Annotated in this window: 19 protein-coding genes; 9 read left to right on the top strand and 10 right to left on the bottom strand. The window is 70.9% G+C overall.

Annotated elements, in window-relative coordinates; genetic code table 11:
• Position 1 precedes the first annotated feature (1 nt).
• Genes PV734_RS03065 through PV734_RS03055 form a run of 3 tightly spaced genes read left to right on the top strand, consistent with a single transcriptional unit; the run spans position 2 to position 3,007 of the window.
• A complete protein-coding gene (locus PV734_RS03065; RefSeq protein WP_319091925.1) occupies positions 2-769 on the top strand; it encodes an enoyl-CoA hydratase/isomerase family protein in 768 nt (255 codons plus the stop codon).
• A 58-nt stretch (positions 770-827) separates the two neighbouring features.
• Complete coding sequence (locus PV734_RS03060; protein WP_319288684.1) at positions 828-1,988, top strand: acyl-CoA dehydrogenase family protein; 1,161 nt, start codon at positions 828-830, stop codon at positions 1,986-1,988.
• Complete coding sequence (locus tag PV734_RS03055) at positions 1,985-3,007, top strand: LLM class F420-dependent oxidoreductase (RefSeq protein ID WP_319091923.1); 1,023 nt, start codon at positions 1,985-1,987, stop codon at positions 3,005-3,007. The genes PV734_RS03060 and PV734_RS03055 overlap by 4 nt, the downstream gene beginning before the upstream one ends.
• A 4-nt stretch (positions 3,008-3,011) precedes the next feature.
• Here PV734_RS03055 and PV734_RS03050 read toward each other — a convergent pair whose 3' ends face one another.
• The 6 genes from PV734_RS03050 to PV734_RS03025 form a co-directional block, all read right to left on the bottom strand.
• Positions 3,012-3,761 carry a FadR/GntR family transcriptional regulator gene (locus tag PV734_RS03050; protein WP_319091922.1) on the bottom strand — a complete coding sequence of 250 codons (750 nt, stop codon included), beginning with the start codon at positions 3,759-3,761 and terminating at the stop codon, positions 3,012-3,014.
• 17 nt (positions 3,762-3,778) lie between these two features.
• A complete protein-coding gene (locus tag PV734_RS03045) occupies positions 3,779-4,189 on the bottom strand; it encodes a Zn-ribbon domain-containing OB-fold protein (protein ID WP_319091921.1) in 411 nt (136 codons plus the stop codon).
• Entirely contained in the window at positions 4,186-5,340 is a 1,155-nt protein-coding gene (locus tag PV734_RS03040; protein ID WP_319091920.1) for a thiolase family protein, read from the bottom strand. The genes PV734_RS03045 and PV734_RS03040 overlap by 4 nt, the downstream gene beginning before the upstream one ends.
• A gap of 4 nt (positions 5,341-5,344) precedes the next feature.
• A complete protein-coding gene (locus PV734_RS03035) occupies positions 5,345-6,919 on the bottom strand; it encodes an AMP-binding protein (protein ID WP_319288683.1) in 1,575 nt (524 codons plus the stop codon).
• A gap of 37 nt (positions 6,920-6,956) precedes the next feature.
• Entirely contained in the window at positions 6,957-8,447 is a 1,491-nt protein-coding gene (locus PV734_RS03030) for an aldehyde dehydrogenase family protein (RefSeq protein ID WP_319288682.1), read from the bottom strand.
• Positions 8,448-8,540: 93 nt separating this feature from the next.
• Positions 8,541-9,683: an acyl-CoA dehydrogenase family protein gene (locus PV734_RS03025; RefSeq protein WP_319288681.1), complete on the bottom strand. Its 1,143-nt coding sequence runs from the start codon at positions 9,681-9,683 to the stop codon at positions 8,541-8,543.
• A gap of 101 nt (positions 9,684-9,784) precedes the next feature.
• Between PV734_RS03025 and PV734_RS03020 the strand changes: the two genes are divergently transcribed.
• Genes PV734_RS03020 through PV734_RS02995 form a run of 6 tightly spaced genes read left to right on the top strand, consistent with a single transcriptional unit; the run spans position 9,785 to position 15,139 of the window.
• On the top strand, positions 9,785-10,540 hold the full coding sequence (locus PV734_RS03020; RefSeq protein WP_319091916.1) for a glucose 1-dehydrogenase: 756 nt from the start codon (positions 9,785-9,787) through the stop codon (positions 10,538-10,540).
• A gap of 10 nt (positions 10,541-10,550) precedes the next feature.
• Positions 10,551-11,321, top strand: coding sequence for an enoyl-CoA hydratase/isomerase family protein (locus PV734_RS03015; RefSeq protein WP_319091915.1), 771 nt, complete (start codon positions 10,551-10,553; stop codon positions 11,319-11,321).
• A gap of 32 nt (positions 11,322-11,353) precedes the next feature.
• Entirely contained in the window at positions 11,354-12,508 is a 1,155-nt protein-coding gene (locus PV734_RS03010) for a CoA transferase (protein ID WP_319091914.1), read from the top strand.
• A 22-nt stretch (positions 12,509-12,530) separates the two neighbouring features.
• Positions 12,531-13,442 (top strand): SDR family NAD(P)-dependent oxidoreductase, encoded by a 912-nt coding sequence (locus tag PV734_RS03005; protein WP_319091913.1) that lies wholly within the window; start codon positions 12,531-12,533, stop codon positions 13,440-13,442.
• The gene (locus PV734_RS03000) at positions 13,439-13,951 is read left to right on the top strand and encodes a DoxX family protein (protein ID WP_319091912.1); all 513 of its coding nucleotides are present in this window, start codon (positions 13,439-13,441) and stop codon (positions 13,949-13,951) included. Before PV734_RS03005 ends, PV734_RS03000 begins: the two co-directional genes overlap by 4 nt.
• Before the next feature lie 30 nt (positions 13,952-13,981).
• Complete coding sequence (locus tag PV734_RS02995) at positions 13,982-15,139, top strand: acyl-CoA dehydrogenase family protein (RefSeq protein WP_319091911.1); 1,158 nt, start codon at positions 13,982-13,984, stop codon at positions 15,137-15,139.
• 1,058 nt (positions 15,140-16,197) lie between these two features.
• Here the strand turns inward: PV734_RS02995 and PV734_RS02990 are convergent.
• Genes PV734_RS02990 through PV734_RS02975 form a run of 4 tightly spaced genes read right to left on the bottom strand, consistent with a single transcriptional unit; the run spans position 16,198 to position 20,237 of the window.
• Positions 16,198-17,313 (bottom strand): acyl-CoA dehydrogenase family protein, encoded by a 1,116-nt coding sequence (locus PV734_RS02990; protein WP_319288680.1) that lies wholly within the window; start codon positions 17,311-17,313, stop codon positions 16,198-16,200.
• Positions 17,310-18,590 carry an acyl-CoA dehydrogenase family protein gene (locus PV734_RS02985; protein WP_319091908.1) on the bottom strand — a complete coding sequence of 427 codons (1,281 nt, stop codon included), beginning with the start codon at positions 18,588-18,590 and terminating at the stop codon, positions 17,310-17,312. The genes PV734_RS02990 and PV734_RS02985 overlap by 4 nt, the downstream gene beginning before the upstream one ends.
• A 16-nt stretch (positions 18,591-18,606) precedes the next feature.
• Complete coding sequence (locus PV734_RS02980; protein ID WP_319091907.1) at positions 18,607-19,755, bottom strand: thiolase family protein; 1,149 nt, start codon at positions 19,753-19,755, stop codon at positions 18,607-18,609.
• Entirely contained in the window at positions 19,752-20,237 is a 486-nt protein-coding gene (locus PV734_RS02975) for a Zn-ribbon domain-containing OB-fold protein (protein ID WP_319091906.1), read from the bottom strand. Before PV734_RS02975 ends, PV734_RS02980 begins: the two co-directional genes overlap by 4 nt.
• Between the last annotated feature and the right edge of the window lies 1 nt (position 20,238).

Raw genomic sequence — 20,238 nt, 5'->3', positions numbered from 1 at the left:
GATGACGGATCTGGTGGTGACGGCCGTCGGGCCGGTCCGGCTGGTCGAGTTGAACCGGCCGGAGCAGCTGAACGCGATGAGCGAGGAGCTGCACACCGGCCTCTCGTCGGTGTGGGCCGAGATCGCCGCGGACCCCGCGGCACGGGCGATCGTGCTCACCGGGCGCGGCCGGGCGTTCAGCGCCGGCGGCAACTTCGAGATCATGACCCGGGTCCAGCGCGAGAGCGCCTTCCGGGAGCGGAACGTCGACGAGGCCCGGCGGATCATCACCGGACTGGTCCGCTGCCCGCTTCCCGTGATCGCGGCGGTCAACGGCCCCGCCGTCGGCCTCGGTTGCAGCCTGGCCCTGCTGAGCGACCTCGTCCTGATCGCCGACGACACCTACCTCGCCGACCCGCACGTCCAGGTCGGCCTGGTCGCCGGCGACGGCGGTGCGTACGTCCTGCCACTGCTCGTGGGGCTGACCCGGGCGAAGGAGCTGCTGTTCCTGGGCGACCGGGTGAGCGCCCAGGACGCGGTCCGGCTGGGCATCGCCAACCGGGCCGTACCCGGGGACAAGCTCCTGGAGGAGGCCATGGACCTGGCCGGACGCCTGGCCGCCCTGCCCGCGCAGGCACTGCGCGAGACCAAGCGCGCGGTCAACCGGCACCTGGAGCAGGCCCTCGACACCGTGATGGAACCGGCCCTGCTCGCCGAGCGGGACACCATGCACTCGCCGGAGCATGTCGCGGCGGTCGAGCGGATCGTCGCGTCGCGCGCCCGACGCTGAACCACCGCCCTGAACCGAGGAGTTCAGCCTGAGAGCTGAGCCGGAGAGGAGTACTCGGATGGACTTCGCGTTCAGCGAGGAGCAGGAGGAACTCGGGCGCACGGTGCGGGCGTTCCTCGCCGACACCTCGCCCGAGACCGAGGTGCGGCGCCTGATGGAGACCCCGGAGGGCTTCGACCGGGCGCTGTGGCGCCGGATGGGCTCGGAGCTCGGGCTGCAGGGGCTGGCCGTGCCCGAGGAGTACGGCGGAGCCGGCTGCGGGCCGGTCGAGATGGGCGTCGTCATGGAGGAGATGGGACGCGCGCTGCTGTGCGCGCCCTTCCTGTCCTCGGCCGTGCTCGCGACGACCGCGCTGCTGCGGTGCGCCGACGAGGAGGCCCGCAAACGCCTGCTGCCGGGTCTGGCCGCCGGCGAGCTCGTGGCGACACTGGCCCTGACCGAGGACTCCGCCCGCTGGGACGCGTCGGGAGTGCGGCTCACCGCCCGCGAATCCAACGGGAGTTGGTTGCTCACGGGGCACAAGACGTTCGTCCTCGACGGCTCCGCCGCCGACGTCGTCCTCACCGTGGCCCGAACCGACGAGGAAAACGGTGACGGGACCGGTGACGGCATCGGCGTCTTTCTGGTGGACGGCGACGCGCCCGGACTGACCCGGGAACCGCTGCCCACGATGGACCCGACCCGCCGGCAGGCGCGCCTCGACTACGTCGGCGTGCCGGCGATCCGGCTGCGGACTCACGGCGGCGGCTGGGAGCTGGTCGCGGAGGTCCTGGACCGGGCCGCGGTGGCGCTGGCCGCCGAACAGGTCGGGGTGGCCTCCCGCACACTCGACACGGCCGTGGAGTACGCCAAGGTGCGGCACCAGTTCGGACGGCCGATCGGCTCCTTCCAGGCCGTCAAGCACCTGCTGGCCGACGTGCTCCTGGAGGTGGAGTCGGCGCGGGCCGCAGCGCACTACGCCCTGCTCGCCGCCGAGAACGACGCCCCGGACCTGCCCGCCGTGGCGAGCCTGGCCAAGGCCTTCTGCTCCGACGCCTGTCTGCGGGCGGCCACGGAGAACATCCAGGTCCACGGCGGAATCGGCTTCACCTGGGAGCACCCGGCCCATCTGTATCTCAAGCGGGCCAAGACGTCACAGCTGCTGTTCGGCGACCCGGCGTACCACCGGGAACTGCTCGCCCAGCGCATCGGCATGGAAGCGGTCGGAGGAGCGGTATGAAGGTCGACGGCAAACTCAACGTGTGGAGCACCGGCGAGGTGGTCGAGGAGGCACGGCACCACGAGAAGGCCGGTTACGACGGCCTGTGGGCCTCCGAGTCCAAGCACGACCCCTTCCTGCCACTGCTGCTCGCGGCCGAGCACACCGAGCGGCTGGAAGTCGGCACCGCCATCGCGGTCGCGTTCGCCCGCTCCCCCATGCAACTCGCTTACACGGCACACGACTTGCAGACGTACTCCGGCGGGCGTTTCTCACTCGGCCTCGGCAGCCAGATCAAACCGCACATCGAGCGGCGCTTCTCGATGCCGTGGAGCCGGCCCGCGGCCCGTATGCGGGAGTACGTGAGCGCGCTGCACGCCGTCTGGGCCGCCTGGAACGAGGGCGTGAGGCTCGACTTCCGCGGCGACTTCTACACGCACACGCTCATGGCTCCCTTCTTCTCTCCCCCGCCCGCGCCCGGCGGCCCGCCCAAGGTGTTCGTGGCCGCTGTCGGGGAGGCGATGACCCGGGTGGCGGGCGAGGTCGCGGACGGCCTCCTCGCACACGGGTTCACCACCGAGCGCTATCTGCGGGAGGTCACACTGCCGACCGTGGAGGCCGGCCTGGCCGCCACCGGCCGCACCCGCGACGAGTTCTCCGTCTCCCATCTCCTGCTGACCGCGACCGGCCGCACCGAGGAGGAGATGGCCCGCGCGGTGGACGGCACCCGTCGGCAGATCGCCTTCTACGGCAGCACGCCCGCCTATCGCGGGGTCCTCGAACTGCACGGCTGGGGCGAACTCGGCGACGAGCTCAACGCCCTCTCCAAGTCGGCCCGCGAGGACAAGTGGGAGGCGATGGGCGGCCTCGTCGACGACGAGGTGCTGCACACCTTCGCGGTGGTGGCGGAGCCGGAGCGGGTGGCGGACGAGATCCGGCGCCGGTACGGGGCGCTCGTCGACCGGGTCTCCTTCTACACCGCGTACGAGATCGGCGCCGAGGTGTGGGAGCCGATCGTGCGGGACCTGCGCGACAGCTGACCGGTCAGCCGAGCAGGTCCAGGACCGTCGTCATGGACCTGCTTCGCAGCAGGTAGTCCTCCGCCTCCTGGAGGTGGACGCGCCACAGTTCCTCGGCGGCCTCGCCCTGGCGCGCGGCGACCAGGTCGACGAGCGCGCCGTGGGCGCGGAAGCCCCGGCGGTTGGCCCGGACGTTCTCGGGGCTGCCGGCGTCGAGGTCGACGTGGGACCAGTTCGCCTGGTCGATGATGTGCCGGACCATGCCGTTGAGGACGGCGAGCGTCTCGTTGCCCGCCAGTTCGACGACGAGGGCGTGGAACTCCATATGGGCGCGGATGAAGGCCGACGGGTCGTCCATGAGCGCCTCGGCCTCGGCGACGGCGGCCCGCAGCCGCTCCAGGTCCTCGTCCGTGCGCTGCTCGGCCAGCAGCCCGGCGCACGGCGCCTCGATCACCGTACGGGCGTCGTACACGTCCTTGAGCGTCGTCCCCCGGTACTCCAGCACCACGCCCGCGTAACGGGCGGCGACCGTACCCTCCGGGATCTGCACCCGGGCCCCGCCCCGGGCGCCCCGGCGCACGTTGATCAGCGACTCCGACTCCAGTACCCGGAACGCCTCGCGCAGCGTCGGCCGGGAGACGGCGAACTCCTCCATGAGCGCCGTCTCGGAGGGCAGCGCGTCGCCCTCGGCGAGTTCGCCGCGCACGATCATCCGGCGCAACCGTGCCGCCACCAGCTCGGCCATCTTGGGGACCCGTACCGGCGTGTTCGCCACCGTGTCCACCTCCGCCCTCAGTGAGTGTTCTCCGGGTTCTCCGGTACGAAATACGGCAGCGCGATCTCGTCGGTGAGGGCGCGGAAGTCCACGCGGACGCGCATCCCGACGACGACGTCGTCGGGGTCCCCGGCGTCCACGTGCGAGAGCAGGGTGCCCCCGTCGTCCAGGTCGATCACGGCCAGTGCGAAGGGGGTGTCGAAGCCGGGGCCCGGCGCGCGGTGCACGACGGTCACCGAGTAGACGCTCCCCCGGCCCGCGCTGGGCGCGTACCGCCAGTCCCGCGACATACAGCCGGGGCAGGCGGGCTCGGGCACGAAGAACCGCAGTCCGCAGGTCGGGCACCGGGGCACGACCAGCTCACCACGCCGGGCCGCGTCCCAGAAGGGCCGGGACAGCTCGGTGGGCACGGGTACGGGCCTGCTCATCGCATCCTCCCGAGGACGCTCATCTCGTAGTGCTGGGCACCCGAGCCGGCGTTCCCGACGACCGCGAGTTCCGCGCCCTGGATCTGATGCACCGCCGTGCCGCGCAACTGCCGTACGGCTTCGACGACTTTGAGGGTCATCTGCTGGGTCCCGTTCCAGGCGTACGCCAGACAGCCGCCGTCCGGGTTGACGGGATGCCTGCCGCCGACGGCGATGGCCCCGCTCGCGGCCAGCGGGCCGCCCTCTCCCTCCCCGCACAGTCCGAGGATCTCCAACTGCCGGATGATCTCGAAGGAGTTGGGGTCGTAGAGGGAGAAGACGTCCACGTCGTGCGGGCTGACGTCGGCCATCGCGTAGGCGCGGGTGGCGGCGTCCCGGCCGAGCCCGCCGACCTCCCGGTGCAGCGCCGGGTTGGCGTACGCGGCCTGGTGGTACTCCATGCCGCCGCCGAGCACGGCGACGGGCGGGTGCGGCAGGTCGCGGGCGCGTTCGGCGGTGGTCACCACGAGGGCCGCGCCGCCCTCACCGACGATGCAGCAGTCCAGCAGATGGAACGGCGTGGCCACCGTGCGGGAGGCGAGTACGTCCTCGGCGGTGTACGGGCCGCGCCCGAACATCATCGCCTCCGGGTTGGTGGTGCCGTTGTTGCGGATGGTGGCGGCGACCTCCGCGAGCTGGCGGGGGGTCGTGCCGTACTCGTGCATGTGCCGTGCGGCCACCAGCGCGAACTGGGCGACGACATAGCTGCCCCACACGTCGGCGAACTCCAGCGGCGTCCCGGCCCCGACCGGGCCCGCCCCGCGCGCGACCAGTTTGCAGCCGCCGACCACCACGGTGTCCGCGAACCCGGCCCGGACGGCTGCCGCCGCTTTCAGCAGGCCTCGCGAGCCCGCGTTGTCGAGCATCGAGTCGCTGGTCCAGCGCAGGTCCCGGCCGAGCATCCGTGCCCAGGAGCTGCCCTCGCCGGGCACGCCGCCCGGGCCGGGCCAGTCGACCTGGGCGCCGTCGATGTCACCCGGGGTCAGTCCGGCGTCGTCGATCGCTCCACTCACGGCTTCGAGGGCCAGGTCCATGGCGTCGCGGTGTGGCAGTGACAGGGCCTGCTCGGTGGCGTACACGCCCGCGACGACGGGCTGTCGGCTGTCCGTCACCGTGTCACCGGCCCGCGCCGAGTGTGTCGCCGCCGGGGTAGCCGCCCCCGCCGAAGCACTCGTCGAGGGCCTCGTAGTCCTTCGCGAAGTCCTTGGTGCGCGGCAGCGCCTCGACGAAGTCCACCGTCTTCGGCTTCTTGTACGAGGCGATCCGGGCCCGGCAGTGCTCGATGACGTCCGCCGCCGTCACCGGCCCGGCGTCGGGCCGCAGCACGACGACCGCCTTGACGTCCTGCGCCCAGCGCTCGTTGGGCACGCCGATCACGGCGGCCTCCTTGACCGCGGGGTGCGCTTCGATGCAGTTCTCGACCTCGGCGGGGAAGATGTTCTCGGCCGCCGACTTGAGCATGCGGGTCGTCGTCCCGAGGAAGCTGATCGTGCCGTCGCTCTCGCGCCGTCCGAGGTCGGTGGTGTGCCACCAGCCGAAGCGGAAGCGTTCCTCGTTGATCTCAGGCCGGTTCCAGTAGCCGAGGTGTACGAGGTCGCCGCGGACGCAGATCTCGCCGGCCACCCCGGCCGCGCACTCCTCACCGGCGCCGTCCAGGACGCGTACGGCGGTGAAGGGGCCGGGGCGTCCCGCGTTGCCGGCGCCCGCGCCGCCGTGGGCGGCGGTCACGGCGAAGCCGGTCACCTCGGTCTGCCCGTAGCCTCGGCCCTCGCCGCCCCCGTTGCGGGTGAAGCGGCTGGTGTCGGTGGGCACGGTGCCCTGCCACAGGGGTGCGGCGACGCTCGCTCGCAGGTGCGAGAGGTCGTGTCCGGCCTCGCGGTTCAGCTCGACGAGTCGCGCGATGGTCGGCGGCATCAGATAGGCGTGGGTGCACCGCTCCGCCGCGAGGAGCGGGAGCAGTTCCTCGGCGACCACGCGTCGGACGACGACGTTCTTGCCGCCGTGGACGAAGGCCGGGACACCCCAGAACTGGTAGTTGCCGATGTGGAACATCGGTCCGGCGCCGAGGAAGGAGGTCTCCGTGCCGATGTCCCCCATCCAGGCGGCGCTCGCCCCCATGGAGAGGAGGTTGCGGTGCGACAGCATCGAGCCGGACTGCCGTCCGGAGATCGCCGCGGTGTAGATGACCAGCAGGGCGGAGTCGGGGTCCACCTCGGCGTCGGGGTTCTCCGGTGACCCGGAGGCCAGGAAGGACTCGTAGGAGTCGGCGCCCTCGGAGTCGTGACGCAGCCACAACGCCCGGGTGTCGCTGCCGAGTTCGGCCCGCGCTTTGGCGACCGTGTCACCGATCTCCTCGTCCTGCCAGACGACGACCCTGGGGTCGAAGTCCTCGACCGCGAACGCCATTTCGGGGGCTGCCCAGCGCCAGTAGCCGGGGCAGACCATGGCACCGATCTTCGCGGCGGCGCCGAGCAGCTCCCAGATCCGGAAGGAGTTCTGGCCCAGCCACAGGATGCGGTCGCCGGAGCCGACGCCCGCGTCCGTGAGGGCGCCTGCGAGTCGGTTGGTGCGCTCGTCCAGCTGGGGCCAGGTCAGCCGGACGTCGCCGTCGACGAGGGCGACGCCGTCGGGAAAGGACCGTCGGTGCTCACGGATGAGGTCGCCGAACGTCAGGCGACGGGCGGAATGCATACTGTTGGCTCCAGGGGCTTGGGAGAGGTGGGGGCCGTCAGACGCGGCCGATACCCACACCCTTGACGTTGACGAACTCGTCCAGACCGGCCTTGCCGCCTTCCCGCCCGAACCCGCTCATGCCGACGCCGCCGAACGGTGTGGCAGGTGAAGTGATGGGATTCGGCCCGGGGTTGACGTAGACCGTCCCGGCCTTCAGGCGCGGCACCAGTCGGTTGACGCGGCCGATGTCGCGGGACTGGATGTAGGCGGACAGGCCGTACTCGCTGTCGTTGGCCAGGGCGACGGCCTGGTCCTCGGTGTCGAACGGGGTGATGGCCAGGACCGGGCCGAAGACCTCCTGCTGGGCGAGGTCGCTGCGGTTGTCGACGTCCGCGAAGACGGTCGGCGTCACGAACCAGCCGTCGGAGTCGATGCGCTCGCCGCCGTACACGAGCCGGCCCGCACGATCCTCGACCGCCTTGCCGACCATGTCCCGGACACGGTTGCGGGCAGCTTCGTCGATGAGGGGTCCGATGTACGTCGCCGGGTCGAGCGGGTCGCCCACGGGCAGGTGGGCGACGACCGCGGTGACGCGGGCGACGACCTCTTCGTAGATCGGGCGCTCGACCAGCAGCCGGGTGGGCAGTGCACAGCCCTGCCCGGTGTTGCTCATGGCGAAGGCCGCGCAGTACGGCACGACCGTGTCGAGGTCGGTGTCGGCGAAGAGGAGGTTGGCGGACTTGCCGCCCAGCTCGAACAGGACGGGCTTGAGGCTCCGGGCGGCGGTCGCCATGATGCGGCGTGCGGTGGCGGGGCCGCCCGTGAAGGAGATCTTGTCGACGCCGGGGTGCGCGACCAGGGCCTCTCCCGCGTCACCGAGTCCGGTGACGACGTTGATGACGCCGTCGGGGATGCCGGCCTCGCGGGCCAGGTCGGCGAAGAGCAGGGCGGAGAACGGGGTGGACTCGGCCGGTTTGATGACGACGGTGTTGCCTGCCGCGAGCGAGGGCGGGACCTTCATCGCCAGGGACAGGGCGGGCGAGTTCCAGGTGATGATGTGGCCGATGACGCCGTAGGGCTCGGCGATCGTGTACTCGACGTTCTCGTGCGGGCTGCAGGCGGCGCCGACCATGCCCTCGATCTTGTCCGCCCAGCCGGCGTAGTACTCGGTCCACTCGGCGACGTGGAGTCCGACGTTCTCGGCCCAGCCGCCGATGCAGACGCCGTTCTCCAGGGGGCAGATCGCCGCGAAGTCGGGGATGTGGTCGCGCAGCAGTCCGGCGAAGCGGGTGAGCAGGCGGCGGCGCTCGGCGGGCCGCATGCTCCCCCACACCTCGAAGGCCTGACGGGCGGCGGCCACGGCCTGGTCGACCTCGGTGGGCCCGGCGAGCGGGACATGGGCCTGGACGAGCCCGGTGGCGGGATTGATGTGCTCGTAACTGCCGCCGCTCGTTTCGTGGAGATCCTTGCCCCCGATGACGAGCCGGGGACGCGGCAGGTCACGCTCGGCACGATCCTGGTGCAGTTTCACGTCGACCGTGACCACGATGCCTCCTGGAGCCCGGTACTCTCGGATCCGTACAGCTTAAATAGATAACCTATTTAGCCGAACCAATCAATGCTGAACACTCACCGCTCTTCACAGCCCCAGCGACCGCCCGACGATCTCCTGCATGATCTCCGAGGTGCCGCCGAACACCCGCTGCACCCGGCTGTCGCGCCAGATCCGGGCGATCTCGTACTCGTTCACATAGCCGTAGCCGCCGAAGAGCTGCATACAGCGGTCGATGACCTCCCACCCGGTCTCCGTGGTCCAGTACTTGGCCGCGGCGGCCTCCTCGGCTGTCAGCTCCCCCTCGAACAGGGCCATGATGCAGCCGTCCAGATGGACCCGGGCGACCTGCAGCCTGGCCTTGATGTCGGCGAGGGCGAACCGGTTGGCCTGGAATCCGCCGATGGGCCGACCGAAGGCGGTGCGGTCCTTGGCGTACCGCAGGGCGCAGTCGAAGGCCCGCTCGGCGGAGGCGAGGGCGGCCACGGCGATGGCGAGCCGCTCGGTCGGGAGGTTGCCCATCATGTGGTAGAAACCGCGCCCCTCCTGGCCGATGAGGTTGTCGGCGGGGACACGGACCTCACGGAAGAAGAGTTCGGCGGTGTCCTGGGCCTTCATGCCGACCTTGTCGAGCTTGCGTCCGCGTTCGAAGCCCTCGGTGCCGCGTTCCACGACGATCAGACTGATGCCCTTGTGCCCGGCGTCCGGGTCGGTCTTGCAGGCGACGATGACCAGGTCGGCCAGGATGCCGTTGGTGATGAAGGTCTTGGAGCCGTCGATCACCCACTCGTCGCCGTCCCTGCGGGCGGTGGTGCGGATGCCCTTGAGGTCGGATCCGGCGGCCGGCTCGGACAGCGCGAGCGCGCAGATCGTCTCGCCGCTGATCACGCCCGGCAGCCAACGGGCCTTCTGCCGCGGGGTGGTGAGGTTCATCAGATAGGGCGGGATGACGTCGTTCTGCAGCCCGAGGCCGATGCCGACCGCGCCCGCGGCCGCCATCTCCTCCGCCATGATCGCGTTGTAGCGGAAGTCCCGGATCCCCTGGCCGCCGTACTCCTCGGGGAACTCCCAGCCGATGAGCCCGGCCTTGCCCGCGGCGGCCCACGCGGCGCGGCTCACCTGCCCCTCGCGCTCCCACTCCTCGGTGTACGGGACGCATTCCCGCAGGTAGTAGGCGCGGGCGGTCTCGCGGAACAGGTCGTGCTCCTCGGTGAAGATCGTACGGTGCATCCTCGGCTCCACTCCTGCATCCCACACGGTCTGCATCTCGCTTATTCAGCTGAAGTAGTTATACGATAGCGCTGTTTCTGGACCTGGGCGAGGGAGGACGCGTGAGCGTACGGGACAAGGTGGCGCTGGTCACCGGAGCCGGGCGGGGCATCGGCGAGGCGATCGCCGACGCTCTGGCCGCCGCCGGAGCCTCGGTCGCCGTCTGTGACGTGGACGCGGAGGCCGCCGGAAAGGTCGCGGCCGGGCTTGCCGAGCGGCACGGGGTACGGGCGATCGGAGTCGGCGCGGACATCTCCGACGGGGCTGCCGTACGCGCGGCGGTGGAGCGGGTGCGCGCTGAACTCGGACCGGTGGACGTGCTGGTCAACAACGCGGCCGTCGACGTCATCGGCCGGTTCGTCGACAGCGACGAGGAGACCTGGGACCGGATCATCGCAATCAACCTGCGCGGGACGATCACGGTGACTCGGGCGGTGCTCGACCCGATGATCGAGCGCGGCGGCGGCCGGATCGTCCACATCGCCTCGGACGCCGGCCGGGTCGGCTCGTCCGGCGAGGTCGTGTACTCCGCGACGAAGGGTGGCGTCATCGCCTTCGGCAAGGCCCTCGCCCGCGAGGTCGCCCGGTACGGCATCACCGTGAACAGCGTCTGCCCCGGACCGACCGACACCGCGCTGCTCGGGCAGGTCGCCGAGTACAGCCAGAAGATGTACGACGCGACCGTGCGGGCCATCCCGCTGCGCCGTGTCGCCCGGCCCGCCGAGATCGCCGGTGTGGTCGCCTTCCTCGCCTCCGACGACGCCGCCTACGTGACCGGGCAGACACTCTCGGTCAGCGGCGGCCTGACGATGGTGTGAGGTGGGTTCCATGTTGCGTGTCGAACTCCGCGACCAGATCGCCGTGTTGACCCTGGACCGACCGGAACGGCTCAACGCCGTCGGCACCGGGATCGTGGAACGGCTCACGTGGGCCCTGCACGACCTCCGCGACAACGACGACGTACGCGCCGTGGTGCTGGCCGGAGCGGGCCGGGCCTTCTCGGCCGGCGCCGACATCGGGGAGATCGAGTCGTGCACCGCACCCGGACAGTTCCGTGCGTTCGTGGGGCGCCTGACGGACGCGTACGCGCTTCTGGAGAACTTCCCGAAACCCTCGGTCGCCGCCGTCCACGGATTCGCGTACGGCGGCGGTCTGGAGCTGGCGCTCGCCTGCGACCTGCGGGTGGCGGAACGCGGTACGCGCCTCGGGCTGCCCGAGATGAAACTGGGCGTCCTGCCGGGCGCGGGCGGTACCCAGCGGCTCCCGCGCCTGCTGCCACCGGCGATCGCCAAGCAGATGATCCTGACCGGCGAACCGATCGACGCGGAGCGCGCCTGGCAGCTCGGCCTGGTCAACGAACTCGCCGAACCCGGCGGAGCGCTCGCCGCCGCCGAGAAGCTGGCCGTCGGCCTGGCCGCCGGCGCGCCGCTCGCGCTCGCCGCGGGCAAGCGGCTGATCGACCACGGGCTCGGCATGGACCTGGAGACGGCGATCGCCTACGAGCGGGAGACCGTCACGGTGCTGTTCTCGACCGAGGACCGGGCCGAGGGGCTCAAGGCCTTCCGGGATCGCCGCCCGGGCGAGTTCCGCGGTGTGTAGCGAACCGTCCCCGACAGCTGTGGAGGTGGGCCGTGCGGCCTTTGGAAGGCGTTTCCGTCATCGAGCTGGGCATGTGGGTGGCGGCTCCGGCCGCGGCCACCATGCTGGCCGACTGGGGCGCGGACGTGATCAAGGTGGAGGCGCCGACCGGCGACCCCAACCGGTACACGCTCAAGCACGTCGGTCAGGAGATCGACAGCGAGCCGCCGTTCGAGACGGACAACCGGGGCAAACGCGGGATCGTCCTCGACCTGCGCTCGCCGGACGGCAAGGACGCACTGGAGCGGCTGCTGGAACGCGCCGACGTCTTCGTCACCAACCTCCGCCCCGGCGCGCTGGAGCGGCTGGGACTTGCCCCGGACGACCTGCGGGCCCGCCATCCCCGCCTGGTCGTCGGCACGTTGACGGGCTACGGCTGGACGGGAGAGGAACGTGACCGGGCCGGGTACGACGTCTCCGCCTTCTGGGCCCGCCCCGGCATCGCCGGGATGCTCAACCCCGCCGGTGAGCCACCCCCCGGAATCCGCCCCGGACTCGGCGACCGCACCGCCGCCTCCAACCTGGTTGCTGGAGTGCTGGCCGCCCTGCTGCGCCGCGAACGCACCGGCGAGGGCGGCGTGGTGGACGTGTCGCTGCTCCGGTCCGGGACGTACGCCAACGGCAACGACCTCGCGCTGCAGAACTTCTTCGGCAAGCGCGGCCGTACCCGGCACCGGAGCGAGCACGAGTCCCCGCTCTACAACTCCTACCGGGCCGCCGACGACCGCTGGTTCTGGCTGGTCGGTCTGGAGGGCAACCGGCACTGGCCCGGCGTGATCAAGGCGCTCGGCCGCCCGGACCTGGAGACGGACGAGCGGTTCGCGACCGGCAGGGCCCGCCGTGGCCACGTACGCGAACTGATCGCCGTGTTCGACGAGGAATTCGGAAGGCTGCCGCTGGCCGAGTGGGCGGCCCGGTTCGATGCCGAGGGCGTGTGGTGGGCGCCCGTGCAGACCCTGGCGGAAGTGTCCGCCGATCCACAGGCGGAGGCCGTGGGGGCGTTCGTCGAGCAGCCCGGTATGGGCGAGGGGCCGCCGTTGCGGACGGTGGCCACGCCGGTGAGTTTCTGGGGCGTGGACGACAAGCCGCGTACCGGCGCACCGACGCTCGGCGAACACACCGACGAAGTGCTCCGCGAACTCAACTGACTCTTACATCTGGAGGTACGGCGTGGGCATCCTCGACGACAAGGTCGCCATCGTCACCGGCGGCGGCAGAGGGCTTGGCCGGGCGCACTGTCTGGCGCTCGCCGAGGCCGGCGCGACCGTGGTCGTGAACGATCTCGGCTCGGGCATACACGGCGAGCAGACCGGCGACTCCCCCGCCGACGAGGTCGTCGCCGAGATCACCAAGCTCGGCGGCCGGGCGATCGCCAACCACTCCTCGGTGACGGACTGGGCGGCGACCGAGACCATGGTCGCGGACACCGTCGCCGAGTTCGGCCGCCTCGACATCGTCGTGAACAACGCGGGCATCGTGCGCGACCGCATGCTGTTCTCGATGACCGAGGCCGAGTTCGACACCGTCATCGCGGTGCATCTGAAGGGCACCTTCGCGCTGACCCGGCATGCGTGCGCGTACTGGCGTGAGGCGTCGAAGCAGGGTGAGCGAGTCGCGGGCCGCGTGATCAACACGACGTCCGGAACCGGCCTGTTCGGCAACCAGGGCCAGTCCAACTACGGGGCGGCGAAGGCCGGAATAGCCGGACTCACCGTCCTCACCGCCCTGGAGATGCGCAAGTACGGTGTCACCGCGAACGCCATCTCACCGATCGCGGCGACACGGATGACGGACGGGCTGGCCGTCGGCGAGTCCCTCCAGGCCGTCGAGGGCTTCGATCCGCGCGATCCCGCCAACGCCTCCGGTGTCGTCGTCTACCTGGCCTCCGACAGCGCGGCCTGGCTGACCGGCCAGGTCCTGCGCATCGAGGGCAACCGGCTGAACCGGCTGCAGGGCTGGACGGTCGCCGCCGTCCACCCGAGCCAGTCGGGGAAGGCCCTCACCTACGACGAACTCGTCGACGCCATACCGCAGTTGTACGGCGCCGTGCCTGTCGGCCGGGCGACGGGGGTCGGCCAGTGAAGGGCCACGACGCCGCCGCTCTCGTGCTGCGCGCGACCCTCGGCCCGATGCTCTTCGCGCACGGCTGGAACAAGGTCGCCGGACCGGGTGGGCTCAAGGGCACCACGGGCTGGTTCGAGGCGCTCGGTCTCCAGCCGGCCGAGGTGCACGCCCGTATGGCGGCGGGCACCGAGATGGCCGCCGGGGTGGGCATCGCGCTCGGCGCCGCCAACCCGCTCCCCGCGGCGGCGGCCGTCGGCCTGATGACCGTGGCCGCGCGGACCGACCATCGGGGCAAGGGCTTCTTCGTCTTCAGGGGCGGCTGGGAGTACGCCGGTGTCGTGGGCGGCGCGGCCGTCGCACTGGCTGCCCTGGGCAACGGCCGGTACTCGCTCGACGGCCTGATGCGACGCCAACACGCGGGCAGCCGGCACGCGTTGCTGGCGGCCGGGATCGGCACGGCGAGCGCGGCGGCACTGTTGGCGCTGTGCTACCGGCCCGCGAAGAAGCCTGACGAGACAGATCAATGAGACCGATGAGGGCAACAAGGGAGAGTCGACATGGACGCGGCTGACTTCAGCGCGGTGCTGTCCGAGGTCCGGCGTTTCGTCCGGGAACGTGTCGTACCGCTCGAAGCGGAGATCGACGAGAAGGACGAGATGCCCGCGGACATCCGCGAGGCGGCGAAGAAGATGGGCCTGTTCGGATTCGCGCTGCCCGAGGAGTACGGCGGGCTGGGTCTGACGATGTACGAAGAGGCCCAGCTGATGTTCGAACTCGGGTACACGACCCCGTCGTTGCGATCCATGTTCGGGACGAACAACGGCATCGCGGGACACGTCCTGATGGTCGGCGGCACCGAGGAGCAGAAGGCGCACTGGCTGCCGAGGATCGCCTCGGGCGACGTCCTGGCGTCCTTCGCGCTCACCGAGCCCGACGCGGGGTCCGACCCGTCGACCCTCACCACGCGTGCCAGGCTCGACGGCGACACCTGGGTGATCAACGGTGCCAAGCGGTACATCACCAACGCCCCGCTCGCCGATGTCTTCATGGTCTTCGCCCGCACCGACCCCGACGCCCCCCGCACCCGGGGCATCTCCACCTTCCTGGTCCCGGCCGACACCCCGGGCCTGACCGTGGCTCCCAGGGACCACAAGATGGGCCAGTTCGGCGCCTGGACGGCGGACGTCCACTTCGACGACGTACGCGTCCCGGCCGCCGCGCTGGTCGGCGGTGAGGACGGACTCAACCGGGGCTTCTCCACGGCGATGGGCTGCATCGCGCACGGACGCGTCCACATCTCCGCGTTGATGGTCGGCATGGCCGAGCGGCTGGTGGACGAGTCGGTCGCGTACGCGAGCACCCGCAAGCAGTCCGGGAAGCTCATCGGCTCCTTCCAGCTCGTGCAGGGCCTGATCGCCGACTCGCAGACCGACTACTACGCCGGCCGCGCCACGGTCCTGGAGGCCGCGCGCGCCTTCGACGCCGGGACCGACACCAAGATCGGCCCGTCCTGCACGAAGTACTTCGCCAGCGAGATGGTCTGGCGGGTCGCGGACCGCGCGGTCCAGATCCACGGCGGGGCGGGCTACATGCGCGGGGTCGCCGTCGAACGCTTCTACCGTGACGCCCGGCTGTTCCGAATCTACGAGGGCACCAGCCAGGTCCAGCAGGTCATCATCGCGAAGGCCCTGCTGGGCGAGGCCGCGCGCGGCTGAGTGACACACAAGGAAAAGGCTCCGGAGATTCGTCACCTGCGGGTTCTCGCAGTTCAGCGGATACGAGGGCGGCCTCCGTCTGATGCCTTGCTCCGTCACAGAGGCGCCATACGCTACCGGGCGGTTGCGGTCGGCATGGCGTCGCATGGACGGGCCCGGCAGATGGGCGACTTCGCATCCTCGATCCACGTGACGTCATCGCTGTCCGGCTACCGCAGACTCAGCCCCATTACGAGCGCCATTCCCGCAGCTACCCGGCCGGACTCATTGCACACAACCGAATTGACGGCTGACAGGGGATGCGTCAGCGGTGCAGCGGTGTGACATTAGAAGGTAGGGCGTCGAGCAATAAGACGGTTTTGAGGTCGCGACGCCCGACTGGAAAGGTCGTGATGCCAGTGACTGCCGACTCCACGCTGACTGACGCTCAGAGCGATGAAATCTTCGCTGAGCTGGATGAGGCCGCGGGGCGTCTTCGAGATGTGCAGCAGAAGGCTCGTCAGCTACTCCTGGGAGAGGACAACGGCAATGACGGGGGCACTCGCTGCTTCGTACCCGAATGCGGTTGCCCCTTCTACAGGTCTCCTGGCTCCGGGCACTCCAGCCTCTGCTCTCGTGTCACCTGTCGTCATCATTTCGCCTCCCACGACTTTCGCTAGCGCTGCAGCCGGAGTTACGGGGGGCCAGGCCCAGAATCCGCTCGCCGCAACCACACCTCTGGAGGGCACCATGCAGCAATACGACCTGACGGACGCCCAGAGGAAGGCGTTCGAAGAGAACGAGGCCGACTTCCGCAGATTCGACGACCAGATACGCGGCGTCCAGGAAACCGCCCGAGCACGACTGACGAACAGCGGCTGGGCTGTCGGCCAGAACGACGGCTTCCCTGTCTGTCCTGCTGGTGCCCCGACTTCCAGGCCGGCGGCCCGCAGGGAAGTTGCAAACGAGTCAGCTGTCGGCATGCGCTCATCAATCACGACATGCCGACCTGAAGCCTGCCTGCGGACCAGGGCGCCACCCTGAATTCCTTGCCGACATCGACAGGAATTCCATCCGGCTCAGATCCCGAGCCGGTCCAGCAGTCGCTCGTGGTAGACGGCCGGTCCCCCGAACAGCAGCTGCGAGGACTTGGCGCGCCGGAAGTACAGATGGGCCGGGTGTTCCCAGGTGAAGCCGATGCCGCCGTGGACCTGGATGTTCTCCATCGCCGCGAACATGTACGCCCGTGAGCAGCACGCGTGGGCCACGGCGGCGGCGACCGGGAAGTCCGCGGCCCCGCCGACGGCCAGCAGTGCCGCCTCCCGGGCGGAGGCCTCCGCCAGTTCGACCTGGACGAGCATGTCGGCGCACTTGTGCTTGACGGCCTGGAAGGAGCCGATCGGCCGGCCGAACTGATGCCGGGTACGGGCGTACTCGGCGCTCATCTCCAGGCACCTGCGTGCCCCGCCCGCCTGTTCGGCGGCCAGCCCGACCGAGGCCGTGTCCAGGACCTTGGCCATGATGCGCCCGCCCGCGCCCTCGACGCCGACGGGCGTCGCGGCCACGGCGTCGAAGGTCAGCCGGGCCATCGCACGGGTGGCGTCCAGGGTCTCCATCGCCACGGACGCCACGCCCGGGGCCGTCCGGTCCACCGCGAAGAGCGAGGGACCGGCGACGGTGCGGGCGACGACGAGGACCAGGTCGGCTGTCGTTCCGTCGATGACGAAGCACTTGCGGCCGGTCAGCGTCCAGCCGCCGTCGCCGTCCGGAACGGCGCGCGCGGAGATCAGGGCGGGGTCCCACGAGCCGTCCTCCTCGGCGACGGCGAGGGTGGCCGTGGTCCGCCCGTCCGCGATACCGGGCAGATGGCGTGCGCAGGCCTCGCTGTCCCCCGAGGCCAGGAGGGCCTGGACGGCGAGCACGACCGTGGAGAAGAAGGGTGCGCACAGCAGGGCACGGCCCATCTCCTCCATGACGACGCCGAGTTCGACCGCTCCGAAGCCGTCACCGCCGTACTCCTCAGGGATCACCAGGCCCGGCAGCCGCAGCTGGTCGGCGGCCTGCGCCCACACGTCGGTGTCGAAGCGCGGCTCGCTCTCCATGAGCTTGCGCACGGCCTCCTCGGGCGACTTGGCGTCCAGGAACTCCCTGACGGACGCGCGCAGTTGCCGCAGCTCGCTCTCGTCGGCGGTCACGACCGCACCTCCTTGGCAGCGGCGCGGGGGGCCACGGGTTCCTTGGGCAGGCCGAGGACGCGCTCCGCGAGGATGTTCTTCATGATCTCCTCGGTGCCGCCGAGGATGCGCAACGCCGGTGTGGCGAGCAGGAGTTCCGACCAGGCGTAGGTGCCCCACCGCCCGGTGTCGGCGATGATCCGCGGGCCGAGGCAGTCGGACACGAAGTGCGCGGCACGGGTGAGGTTCTGGCCGTACAGCAGCTTGGAGACGGACCTCTCGGGTCCGGGGGCGATGCCCGCCCGCAGGGTGCGCCGGGCGCGGTCGTTGAGGTAGCCGGTGGCCATGGCGTCCACGAGGAGCTCGGCGAGGCGTCCGCGCAGGGCCCGGTCGTCCCAGGTCCAGGTGGCGCGCATGAGCGCCGAGAGATGCTCCGGGGACAGGGCGGCCCCCACCGGTCCCGCGCCCTCGCTGCCGACCGTGTTCCGCTCGTTCATCAGGGTGGTCAGGGCGACCGTCCAGCCGCCGTCGACCTCGCCGAGGCGGTGGTCGTCGGGGACGCGTACGTCGGTGAGGAAGACCTCGTTGAAGTCCGCGCCGCCGGTCATCTGCCGCAGTGGCCGGACGTCGACGCCGGGAGCGTCCATGGGGACGAGGAAGGCGGTGATCCCACGGTGTTTGGGCGCGTCGGGGTCGGTGCGGGTCAGCGCGACGCCGATCTCGCTGTGCTGGGCGACCGACGTCCACACCTTCTGTCCGTTGAGCACCCAGGTGTCGCCCTCACGGACGGCCCGGGTCGCCACGCTCGCCAGGTCGGATCCGGCGCCGGGTTCGCTGAACAGCTGGCAGGCGATGGCGTCCCCGCGGTACATCGCGGGCAACCAGCGTTCCCTGATGTGGGGTTGGGCGTGGGCAAGGATCGTCGGCCCGATCATGCCGAGGCCGACGACGCCGAGCACGCCGGTGTCGGGGACGGCGTACTCGGACTCGACGGCGTCGTAGAGCAGGTCGTGGACGGGGGTCAGACCTCGGCCGCCGTACTCGGGCGGGCCGGTGATCCAGCCGAAGCCGTTCTCGTGGCGGATGCGCTGCCACTCGCGCGCCAGCCGCACCTGCTCCGCCTCCTCGTCGGGCGGGAGGCTGCTGAAGTACGCCATCGAGTCGTCGCCCTCACCCCAGGCGACGGCGGTGCGGTCGGGGGCCTTCACCGCCCGTGCGTCGAGGAAGCGGCGCGCTTCGGCGGCGAAGTCCCGCATGTCCTGCGTGTCGTGGCTGTCGTGCTCTTCTCGAGGTCGCATCGCGTTGGCTCCGCTGTCAGGTGGAGAGGATCGTCACCGCCGACGCGCCCGGCGCGCCGTACAGGTGGGTGTAGCCGACGCGGGGCGTGCCGGGGATCTGCCGGGCCCCGGCCGTGCCGCGCAGTTGGAGGACGATCTCGTGGATCTGGCGCAGCCCGGACGCGCCGATGGGTTCTCCGTTGCCGAGCAGTCCGCCGTCGGTGTTGACCGGGAGCCGGCCACCGATCTCGGTGGCGCCCTCGGCGATGAGGCGTTCCTGCTCGCCGTCCTTGCAGAGCCCGTTCTCCGCCATGTGGATGATCTCGGAACCGGCGTCGGTGTCCTGGAGCTGGGCGACGTCGACGTCCTCCGGTCCGATGCCGGCCAGCTCGTAGGCGGCCCGGGAGGCGTCCACGGTCGGGCTGTCGACGACCTCGCCGACCGGGAACGACGGGCTCTGCACCTCGAAGGCGCCGAGCCTGCGGCTGCGCAGGGCGGTGGAGCGGACGCGGACGGGCTTGGCGGCGTACTTGTGTGCCTGGTCGGCGCGGCACAGCACCAGGGCGGCGGCGCCTTCGTTGGGCCCGCAGTACATGAACTGCCGCAGCGGATGGTTGAGGACCGGGGACGCCAGAACCTCCTCCGGGGTGAGGGGGGTTCGGCGCCAGGCCTTCTCGTTCGCCGCCGCGTTGCCGAAGTTCTTCGAGGCCACCCGGGCGAGCGTCTCGTGGGAGATGCCGTGCTCGTGCATATAGCGGTTGATCTTCATGCCGAAGAAGTGGGTGGTGAGGAACAGCCCGGTCTGCCCGTACCAGGAGGGGATGCCCGCCACGGACGGATCGGCCGCGAACGCGCCGCGCGGGTGTTTGTCCAGGCCTATCGCGATGGTGAGGTCGTGCTCACCGGTCTCGATGGCCCGGGCGGCGAGTGCGACGGCCGTGCCGGCGGTCGCGCAGCCGTTGAAGACCCCGCGCAGCGGGATCCCGGTCAGGCCGAGCCGCCCCACGATCGCGTCCGGGTTGGCGACCTCGTAACTGCCGATGTAACCGCCCTGGATCTGCGGCCACTTCACTCCGGCGTCGGCGAGTGCGAGCCGCACCGCGTCCGCGCCCATGTCCAGTGCCGGCTTCCCGGGGAACCGCCCGAAGGGGTGGAGTCCCACGCCGATGATGACGGCTTCGGTCATGCTGTCGCCTCCTCTGACTCGACGGGTTCCTCGGCCGGCGTGAACGCGAACGTGACGACCTCGGTGCCGTCGTCCCGCACGGTGTAGGGCACCAGCGTCAGCCGCATGGCCTGGCCGATGCGCAGCCTGCGCGGGTCGGGTTCGGTGAGACGGGCCTCCACCAGCAGTTCGCCGGGGAGTTCGACGTAGCCGACCGCGTAGGGCTCGAAGGCCTCGGGGCCGTCGTACGGCGGGGACGGCGGGCGGAAGTCCTGGGTGGTGTACGTCCACAGCGTCCCGCGATCCGCGAGCAGCCGTTCCTTCGACGAGGTGCTCGCGCACCGTACGCAGTCCGGGGCGGCCGGGAAGCTCACCAGGCCGCAGTCCGCGCACTCGGAGCCGATCAGCCGGGTGGGCCGGTCCGCGGCGGGCGGCCAGGTGAACAGCCCCTCGGCGACCGGCCGCCCGGACCTGGTCCCGTCCGTGGTCGTCGACTTCGTCATC

Source organism: Streptomyces sp. AK08-02, assembly GCF_033795085.1.
GTDB lineage: Bacteria > Actinomycetota > Actinomycetes > Streptomycetales > Streptomycetaceae > Streptomyces > Streptomyces echiniscabiei.
The sequence above is the reverse complement of the archived record's forward strand: the minus strand, read 5'-3'. Positions and strand labels throughout refer to the sequence as shown.

What these genes read in the sequence shown, in the direction of transcription:
- PV734_RS03065 (WP_319091925.1), top strand. Translation starts at nt 2, where the DNA reads ATGACGGATCTGGTGGTGACGGCCGTCGGGCCGGTCCGGCTGGTCGAG.
- PV734_RS03060 (WP_319288684.1), top strand. Translation starts at nt 828, where the DNA reads ATGGACTTCGCGTTCAGCGAGGAGCAGGAGGAACTCGGGCGCACGGTG.
- PV734_RS03055 (WP_319091923.1), top strand. Translation starts at nt 1,985, where the DNA reads ATGAAGGTCGACGGCAAACTCAACGTGTGGAGCACCGGCGAGGTGGTC.
- PV734_RS03045 (WP_319091921.1), bottom strand. Translation starts at nt 4,189, where the DNA reads ATGAGCAGGCCCGTACCCGTGCCCACCGAGCTGTCCCGGCCCTTCTGG.
- PV734_RS03035 (WP_319288683.1), bottom strand. Translation starts at nt 6,919, where the DNA reads ATGCATTCCGCCCGTCGCCTGACGTTCGGCGACCTCATCCGTGAGCAC.
- PV734_RS03025 (WP_319288681.1), bottom strand. Translation starts at nt 9,683, where the DNA reads ATGCACCGTACGATCTTCACCGAGGAGCACGACCTGTTCCGCGAGACC.
- PV734_RS03015 (WP_319091915.1), top strand. Translation starts at nt 10,551, where the DNA reads ATGTTGCGTGTCGAACTCCGCGACCAGATCGCCGTGTTGACCCTGGAC.
- PV734_RS02995 (WP_319091911.1), top strand. Translation starts at nt 13,982, where the DNA reads ATGGACGCGGCTGACTTCAGCGCGGTGCTGTCCGAGGTCCGGCGTTTC.
- PV734_RS02985 (WP_319091908.1), bottom strand. Translation starts at nt 18,590, where the DNA reads ATGCGACCTCGAGAAGAGCACGACAGCCACGACACGCAGGACATGCGG.
- PV734_RS02980 (WP_319091907.1), bottom strand. Translation starts at nt 19,755, where the DNA reads ATGACCGAAGCCGTCATCATCGGCGTGGGACTCCACCCCTTCGGGCGG.
- PV734_RS02975 (WP_319091906.1), bottom strand. Translation starts at nt 20,237, where the DNA reads ATGACGAAGTCGACGACCACGGACGGGACCAGGTCCGGGCGGCCGGTC.